The organism is Rhodoferax sp. (assembly GCF_014859475.1).
Classification (GTDB): Bacteria; Pseudomonadota; Gammaproteobacteria; order Burkholderiales; family Burkholderiaceae_C; genus Rhodoferax.
On the sequence record NZ_JACUUE010000117.1, the window covers coordinates 1 to 7,582 of the forward strand.

Here is a 7,582-nt window from a genome sequence, read left to right on the forward strand (position 1 = left end):
AATCAGTTCAATGCCTTATCGAAGTTTTCAAGCGGTCAACTGAGGAATCTAGGTTAAAGATTTTGCCCGGGTTCATCACGTTGTCGGGGTCCAGCGCCTGCTTGATGGCGCGCATCATGGCAATGGCGCCGGCGCCTGCCTCCTGCACCAGAAAGTCCATCTTGTGCAGGCCCACGCCGTGCTCCCCGGTGCAGGTGCCGCCCAGTTTCAGGGCACGCTGCACCAGCTGGCTGTTGAGCTGCTCGGCGGTGGCGCGCTCTTGCGCTGAATCCGGATCGATCAGGTAACCCATGTGAAAGTTGCCGTCACCCACATGGCCGACCAGAAAGTACGGGATACCGCTGGCCTGTGCCTCGGTCACCGAGTCCAGCAGTGCGTCGGCCAGCTTTGAGATCGGCACGCAGGTGTCGGTGGTGATGGCCTTGCAGCCTGGGCGCGACTGGATGCCGGCAAAGTAAGCGTTGTGGCGCGCCGTCCAGAGCTTGGTGCGCGCCTCGGGCGTGCTGGCCCACTCAAAGGTCTGACCACCAAAATCAGCGGCAATGGCCTGCACGGTTTCAACTTGCTCTCGTACGCTGGCGGGCGAGCCGTGGAATTCCATCAGCAGCATGGCCCCCTCATGCAGGCTCAAATTCGAGTGCTTGTTGACCATGCGGATGGTGTTGGCATCGAGCAGCTCACAGCGCGCAATTGGCACGCCCATCTGGATGATCTGGATGGTGGTGTTGACCGCGTCGGCCAGGCTGTCAAACGAGCAGGTGGCGGCCATCACCGCCTCAGGCAGCGGGAAGAGTTTGACCGTGACTTCGGTGATCACGCCCAGCGTGCCCTCGCTGCCCACCATGAGGCGCGTCAGGTCGTAACCGGCACTCGACTTTTTGGCGCGGGTACCGGTGCGGATCACCTCACCGCTGGCGGTAACCACTTCGAGCGCCAGCACGTTTTCGCGCATGGTGCCGTAGCGCACTGCGTTGGTGCCGCTGGCACGCGTGGCCGCCATGCCACCCAGCGTGGCGTCGGCGCCCGGATCGACCGGAAAAAACAGGCCGGTGGACTTGACCGCCTCGTTGAGCTGCTTGCGCGTCACACCGGCCTGCACCGTCACCGTGAGGTCTTCGGCGTTGATGGCCAGCACCGCGTTCATGCGGCTCACATCGACGCTGATGCCGCCCTGCACTGCCAGCAAATGGCCCTCCAGTGACGAGCCGACACCAAACGCAATCACCGGCACCTTGAACTGCGCGGCCAGCCTGACAGCATCCGCCACATCCTGCGTGCGCTCGGCAAACACCACGGCAGCGGGGGGCGGCACGCTGAAGGCAGATTCGTCGCGGCCGTGCTGTTCGCGCACCACCTGGGCGGCAGAATATTGCGCGCCGAAACGCTCGGACAAAGCTTGCAACAGGGCGACAGGCGCGGGATGGTTATCGATTTTTGGGTGCAATTGGGGGCTTGGGGCATTCATGGTTTGTCTCCGTCATAATGGCCGATTATGCGCAATGAAGGCTGGCAACAGCGCATCAACAGCGGCATCTTTTCTGAATTTTTGAGAAAGTGACCATGGGCAACCGACTGACACAAATCGCTACCCGCACCGGGGACAACGGCACCACCGGCCTGGGCGACAACACCCGCGTCTCCAAAAACAGCTTGCGCGTGCACGCCATGGGCGACGTCGATGAGCTCAACTCCAACATCGGCGTGCTGCTGTGCGAAGCCATGCCCGACGATGTGCGCAGCCTGCTGGTCGAAATCCAGCACCAGCTTTTCAACTTGGGCGGCGAACTGTCGATTCCGGGCTATGAGTTGCTCAAAACCGACGCGGTGCTGGTGCTGGACAACGCGCTGGCGCAGTACAACGAGGCGCTGCCGCGGCTACAGGAATTTATCTTGCCGGCCGGCACACGCGCCGCCTCTTTAGCCCATGTCTGCCGCACCGTGGCGCGCCGCGCCGAGCGCGCCGTGGTGGCGCTGGAAGGCCAGGAAGCGTTAAAAGACACGCCCCGGCATTACCTCAACCGCTTGTCGGATTTGATGTTTGTGCTGGCCCGCGTGCTCAACCGCTACCGCACCGACGGCACGGCAGGAGATGACGTGTACTGGAAGAGCGAGCGGATTTTGCAGGGGAGCTAAAGCTTTTCGGTCTCGCCCGATTTGGGTTGCCACTTCATCAGGTATTTCTCGGCCTTGCCCACCGCACTGTCGAGCACCAGCGCAAAAGCGGTCAGCAGCACAATGCCGGCCATCACGGTGTTGATGTCAAAGCTGCCCTCGGCCTGCAATATCAAATAGCCTACGCCTTGGCTGGAGCCCAGGTACTCACCCACCACGGCACCCACAAACGCCAGGCCGACACTGGTGTGCAAGGAGCTAAAGACCCAACTGGTGGCGCTGGGCAAATAAACGTGGCGCAGCAACTGTTGCCGGTCGGCACCCAACATTCGGGCATTGGCCAGCACCACCGGACTCACCTCTTTTACGCCTTGGTAAACGTTGAAAAACACGATGAAAAACACCAGCGTCACGCCCAGTGCCACCTTGGAGCCCATGCCCAAGCCAAACCAGACCGAAAAAATGGGCGCCAAAATAATGCGCGGCATGGCGTTCATGGCCTTGATGTAGGGCTCCAGAATGGCCGATGCCATGGGTGCCAGCGCCAGCCACAGGCCGCCCCCCAAACCCAGGCCAGCGCCCACGGCAAAGGCCATCATGGTCTCGGCCAGCGTCACGCCCAGGTGCTGGTAGATGTCGGCATCGGTCACAAACCAGGCCCAGATGCGCTCGGCCACCTTGAGCGGTTCGCCAAAGAAAAAAGCCGCCTGGCTGTCGTTGTCGAACATCATCGGCGGGATCAGGCCAGGCACGGTCATCACATGCCAGAAGCCAAGCAGCGCCAGCAGCAGGCTGACTTGCCAAAGCCACAAATTACCGCCGTGCGGCTTGATCATTTTCCACATAAGTACCTTTCGTCATCGCGAGCTGTCCGTATCCGGCCAGATACCGCACACGGGCCTTGAACAAGGAAGCCGTCACTGCGAGCCCTCCGTACCAGGCCCGATACCGCACACGTACCTTGAACAGAAACTCCGTCATCGCGAGCGAAGCGTGGCGATCCATGACTTCCGGGGTCATGGATTGCGTCACTTCGCTCGCAATGACGGGGATGTTCATGGAAAGCGCAGCGCGGCAGTCCATGCAGTCGGGGGGGGCATGGATTGCGTCACTGCGTTCGCAATGACAATTCATCAGGCCGCTTTCAACTGTTGCTGGTACCCCTTGAGCACCTCTTCGCGCAGCACCTCCCAGATGGCCCGATGCAGCTGCAAAAAGCGCGGCGTGGTCTTGATCTCGGCCACGTCGCGCGGGCGCTCGATGTCGATCGGAAAGTCGCCAATCGGGCGGCTGCCTGGCCCGGCACTCATCACCACCACGCGGTCACTCATGGCTATGGCTTCGTCAAGGTCGTGGGTAATGAACAGCACCGCCTTTTTCTTGGCTTGCCAGATGTCGAGCAACTCGTTTTCCATCAACTGGCGGGTCTGGATGTCCAGCGCCGAGAACGGCTCGTCCATCAAAATAATGTCGGGGTCGAGCACCAGGGTTTGCGCCAGGCTCACGCGTTTGCGCATGCCGCCGCTCATCTGGTGCGGGTAGCGGTCGCCAAAACCGCCCAGCCCGACACGGCGCAGCCACGCGTCAGCTTGCGCAGCGGCTTCGCGCTCGGCCACGCCGTGAAACTGCAAGCCGGCCGACACGTTGGCCAGCGCGGTGCGCCAGGGCATCAGGCTGTCGGCCTGGAACATGTAGCCGGCTCGCTTGTTTGTGCCGATCAGCGGCTGGCCAAACACGGTGACCGAGCCAGTGCTGGGCAACAGCAGGCCGGCGCCCACATTGAGCAGCGTGCTTTTGCCGCAGCCAGTGGGCCCAACCACGCTGACAAACTCGCCCGCCGCCACCGTCAGGTTCACCTCGCGCACCGCCGTGTAACGTTGGCCGGGTTGGTCCTTGCTGACAAAGGTGCAGGCCACGTCCTGCAGCGTCAAGGCTGCCGTCATGTCAACCCCTGGGGTATTTGGCATTGGCCTTTTTGACAAAGTCGTTGGTATAGACCGCTTTCAGGTCGAGCTTGGCAGCGCCCAATTTGGCGTTCACACTGGCCAGTGCGTTAAACGCCGTTTGCGCGCCTTTGTCAGGGATCATGCCGTCGCGCGACAGCGACCCTTTGGCCGCCAGAAAAGCGTCGATATAAACCGCGCGGTCGCCCAGCAAATAACCCTCGGGTACGGCCTTGATGATGTCGGCCGCGCCCGCAGTTTGAATCCACTTGAGCGCGCGCACCATGGCATTGGTCAGCGCCTGCGTGGTGGCGGGGTTCTTGTCGATGAAAGTTTGCGGTGCATACAGGCAACCAGCGGGCATGGGGCCGCCAAACACGCGTTCGGACTCAGCCACGTTGCGCGTGTCGGTTGCAATTTTGAGGTCGCCCGAGCGCTGCAGCAGCGTGATGACGGGGTCAAGGTTGCTCATGGCATCGATCTGCCCCGAGCGCATGGCGGCCACCGCGCCGTTGCCGGTGCCCACACCGATGACACTGACGTCATCGGGCTTCAGGCCCACTTTGGCCAGTGCAAAATTAAGCATCACGTTGGTCGAACTGCCGGGCGCGGACACACCCACCTTTTTGCCCTTGAGGTCAGCCACCGTCTTGAAATTGGGCATGGTCTTGGGGTTGATGCCCAGCACAATTTGCGGCGCCGCGCCCTGCAGTACGAAGGCGCGCATTTTCTGGCCCTTGAACTGCATGTTGATGGTGTGCTCGAACGCACCCGACACCACGTCGGCACTGCCGCCGACCACGGCTTGCAGGGCTTTGGAGCCACCGGCAAAGTCAACAATGGTCACATCCAGCCCCTCGGCCTTGAAGTAGCCCAGCTGCTCGGCGATGGTCAGCGGCAGGTAATACAGCAGGTTTTTGCCGCCGACGGCCAGGGTTACCTTGGTTTTTTCCAGCGCTTGCGCCAGCGCCCATTGGGGCAGGGTGGCGGCCACCAGGCCACCGGCAATCAGGTGTCTTCTTTGCATGAGGTATGTCTCCAATTGAATAATAAAAAGCAGGGCCTCTGAATGAGCCCTGTCAGAGGCGAATCATAGCAACTGGTTCACAGGGGCTGGAGCGGTGCGGTTTGGGGCCGCGTTTTGAGCCAGACCAGGGCTGCGCCGGTCAGGGCCACGGGAATCAGCGAGCCCGCATTGAGCAGCTGCCAGCCCTGGGTGGTGACCAGCACGCCCGAGGCAAATGAGCTCAGTGCCGTGACGGCAAACACAAAGAAATTGAGCGCCCCCTGGGCCCGGTCTTTCTCGGCTGGGGTGTAGGTTTGCAGCGACAAGGTGGTGCTGCCGGTAAACAAAAAGTTCCAGCCGACACCGAGCAAGAACAGCGCGATCAGGAACTGGTGCAAATCAACCCCCGACAGCGCAATCACGATGCACAGTGCATTGAGCAGCACGCCCACACCCATGATCGGCAGCACGCCAAAGCGCTTGATCAGGTGGCCGGTGAAAAAGCCCGGTGCAAACATGCCGATCACATGCCACTCCAGCACCAGCGCCACATCCGAAAACGGCAGACTGCACTGCTGCATGGCCAGTGGTGTGGCCGCCATCAAGAGGTTCATCACACCAAAACCCAGCGCGCCACAGGCCGCGGCCACCATAAAGACCGGCTGGCGCATGATCTCGCGCAGCGGGCGGCCCTCCTTGCTGGCTTGTTGGGCCGGTGCCGCCGGGAAGGTGATAAAGGCCAGCACAGCCATCGACAGCAGCGCGACACCGGCCAGCGCCAGGTAGGCGCCCATGAACGGCACGTCGGTCAGGGTGCGCGTTTGCGCCGCCAGGTTGGGCCCGGCCACGGCGCCCAAAAGGCCGCCGGCCATCACCATCGACACCGCTTTCTCCTTGTAGCCCGCACTGGCCAGCTCGGCGGCGGCAAAGCGGTACAGGTTGGCATTGGCGTTGTAATAGCCGGCAATCACCGTGGCCGCGCACAGCAGCCAAAAGTTGCTGCTCCAAGCGGCATAGGCGCACAGCAGCGCGCTCAAGGCGGCCACCACCAGCCCTATCTGAAACGCCGCCTTGCGGCCAAAGTGGTGCTGGCTTTTGGCCACCAGCCCGGTCGAAAACGCGCCGCCGACCACGTAGCCCATCACCGGCAAGGTGGCCATCCAGCCCAGCGGTGCCAGGCTGAAACCGACCAGGCCATTGATAGCCATAAAAGTGACGTTGTTGGTCAGGAAAAGGCCTTGGCAGATGGCCAGTAGCCAGAGGTGTCGGTTCATGGGGACAACGCATAAATATAAGAAGCGGCTGATTGTCGCCAGTTTTGAATTTATGTGAATGACTTGACTTGCATCATTTACTTGAACCGCCAGCATGGTTAAGCTCGCCGATTAGACTTTGGCAGCGCCTGACGGCGCTTTCCCCGGAAACTTATGACTACCGTTGCTAATCCATCTCTACAAGTGCGCACTGACACGGCTCCGCAATCCCCCATGGAACTGGTCTGCCCGGCCGGCAGCCTGCCCGCGCTCAAGGCGGCTATTGACCATGGTGCCGACTGCGTCTATCTGGGCTTTCGCGACGCCACCAACGCGCGCAATTTTGCCGGCCTGAACTTTGACGAAGCCGCCATCGAGGCCGGCATCCGCTACGCCCACGAGCGCGGCCGCAAGGTGTTTGTGGCGCTCAACACCTACCCGCAGGCGGCCAAGGCCGAGCTTTGGCAACGCGCCGTGGACCGCGCCGCGCACAGCGGCGTGGATGCCGTCATTCTGGCCGACCCCGGCATGATGGCCTATGCCGTCAAACATCAACCGCAACTGCGCCTGCATTTGTCGGTGCAGGGTTCAGCCACCAATTACGAGGCGCTGGATTTTTATTACCAGCACTTTGGCATTGCGCGCGCCGTGCTGCCGCGCGTGCTGTCGCTCACCCAAGTGGCGCAGGTCATCGAAAAAACGCCGGTCGAGATCGAGGTATTCGGCTTTGGCAGCCTGTGCGTGATGGTCGAAGGCCGCTGCGCGCTGTCAAGCTACGCCACCGGCGAGGCACCCAACACCAACGGTGTCTGCTCGCCACCCAAAGCGGTGCGCTGGGTCGAGACCCCGCAGGGCCGCGAGTCGCGCCTGAATGGCGTGCTGATTGACCGCTACGCCCCCGGCGAAAACGCCGGCTATCCGACGCTGTGCAAGGGCCGCTTTGACGTGGGCGACGAAAAAAACTACTACGCCATCGAGGAGCCCACCAGCTTGAACACCCTCTCGCTGCTGCCCGACCTGATGAAGATCGGCGTGCGCGCCATCAAGATCGAAGGCCGCCAGCGCAGCCCGGCCTACGTGGCGCAGGTCACCAAAGTCTGGCGCGCCGCCATCGACAGCTGCCGCGCCAACCCGCACCACTACAAGGCCAAAACCGACTGGTTCAGCGACCTCGACAAGGTGGCTGAAGGCCAGCAGCACACACTTGGCGCGTATCACCGGCCCTGGAAATGATCGATCAGCAGCCCATGCACCGTCATCGCGAGCCC

8 protein-coding genes are annotated in these 7,582 nt (G+C 61.9%); 2 read left to right on the plus strand and 6 right to left on the minus strand.

What is annotated here, in order from left to right:
- Nucleotides 1-7: 7 nt before the first annotated feature.
- Nucleotides 8-1,465, minus strand: a complete 1,458-nt coding sequence (locus tag IBX54_RS10350; RefSeq protein WP_296542577.1) for an FAD-linked oxidase C-terminal domain-containing protein — start codon at nt 1,463-1,465, stop codon at nt 8-10.
- Between the two features lie 95 nt (nt 1,466-1,560).
- On the opposite strand from IBX54_RS10350, the gene IBX54_RS10355 reads away from it, so the two are divergent.
- Nucleotides 1,561-2,133 carry a cob(I)yrinic acid a,c-diamide adenosyltransferase gene (locus tag IBX54_RS10355; RefSeq protein WP_296542578.1) on the plus strand — a complete coding sequence of 191 codons (573 nt, stop codon included), beginning with the start codon at nt 1,561-1,563 and terminating at the stop codon, nt 2,131-2,133.
- Here the strand turns inward: IBX54_RS10355 and IBX54_RS10360 are convergent.
- The 5 genes from IBX54_RS10360 to IBX54_RS10380 all read right to left on the minus strand — a co-directional run bounded on the left by IBX54_RS10360 (nt 2,130) and on the right by IBX54_RS10380 (nt 6,335).
- A complete protein-coding gene (locus IBX54_RS10360) occupies nt 2,130-2,957 on the minus strand; it encodes an ABC transporter permease (protein WP_296542579.1) in 828 nt (275 codons plus the stop codon). The genes IBX54_RS10355 and IBX54_RS10360 overlap by 4 nt on opposite strands.
- Nucleotides 2,926-3,171 carry a hypothetical protein gene (locus tag IBX54_RS10365; RefSeq protein ID WP_296542580.1) on the minus strand — a complete coding sequence of 82 codons (246 nt, stop codon included), beginning with the start codon at nt 3,169-3,171 and terminating at the stop codon, nt 2,926-2,928. Before IBX54_RS10365 ends, IBX54_RS10360 begins: the two co-directional genes overlap by 32 nt.
- Before the next feature lie 74 nt (nt 3,172-3,245).
- Nucleotides 3,246-4,055, minus strand: a complete 810-nt coding sequence (locus tag IBX54_RS10370; RefSeq protein WP_296542581.1) for an ABC transporter ATP-binding protein — start codon at nt 4,053-4,055, stop codon at nt 3,246-3,248.
- 1 nt (nt 4,056) lies between these two features.
- Nucleotides 4,057-5,082 carry an ABC transporter substrate-binding protein gene (locus tag IBX54_RS10375; protein ID WP_296542582.1) on the minus strand — a complete coding sequence of 342 codons (1,026 nt, stop codon included), beginning with the start codon at nt 5,080-5,082 and terminating at the stop codon, nt 4,057-4,059.
- 77 nt (nt 5,083-5,159) lie between these two features.
- The gene (locus IBX54_RS10380; protein WP_296542583.1) at nt 5,160-6,335 is read right to left on the minus strand and encodes an MFS transporter; all 1,176 of its coding nucleotides are present in this window, start codon (nt 6,333-6,335) and stop codon (nt 5,160-5,162) included.
- 153 nt (nt 6,336-6,488) lie between these two features.
- Between IBX54_RS10380 and IBX54_RS10385 the strand changes: the two genes are divergently transcribed.
- Nucleotides 6,489-7,547, plus strand: a complete 1,059-nt coding sequence (locus tag IBX54_RS10385) for a peptidase U32 family protein (RefSeq protein WP_296542584.1) — start codon at nt 6,489-6,491, stop codon at nt 7,545-7,547.
- The last annotated feature ends 35 nt before the right edge of the window (nt 7,548-7,582 follow it).

What these genes read in the sequence shown, in the direction of transcription:
- IBX54_RS10350 (WP_296542577.1), bottom strand. Translation starts at nt 1,465, where the DNA reads ATGAATGCCCCAAGCCCCCAATTGCACCCAAAAATCGATAACCATCCC.
- IBX54_RS10355 (WP_296542578.1), top strand. Translation starts at nt 1,561, where the DNA reads ATGGGCAACCGACTGACACAAATCGCTACCCGCACCGGGGACAACGGC.
- IBX54_RS10360 (WP_296542579.1), bottom strand. Translation starts at nt 2,957, where the DNA reads ATGTGGAAAATGATCAAGCCGCACGGCGGTAATTTGTGGCTTTGGCAA.
- IBX54_RS10365 (WP_296542580.1), bottom strand. Translation starts at nt 3,171, where the DNA reads ATGAACATCCCCGTCATTGCGAGCGAAGTGACGCAATCCATGACCCCG.
- IBX54_RS10370 (WP_296542581.1), bottom strand. Translation starts at nt 4,055, where the DNA reads ATGACGGCAGCCTTGACGCTGCAGGACGTGGCCTGCACCTTTGTCAGC.
- IBX54_RS10375 (WP_296542582.1), bottom strand. Translation starts at nt 5,082, where the DNA reads ATGCAAAGAAGACACCTGATTGCCGGTGGCCTGGTGGCCGCCACCCTG.
- IBX54_RS10380 (WP_296542583.1), bottom strand. Translation starts at nt 6,335, where the DNA reads ATGAACCGACACCTCTGGCTACTGGCCATCTGCCAAGGCCTTTTCCTG.
- IBX54_RS10385 (WP_296542584.1), top strand. Translation starts at nt 6,489, where the DNA reads ATGACTACCGTTGCTAATCCATCTCTACAAGTGCGCACTGACACGGCT.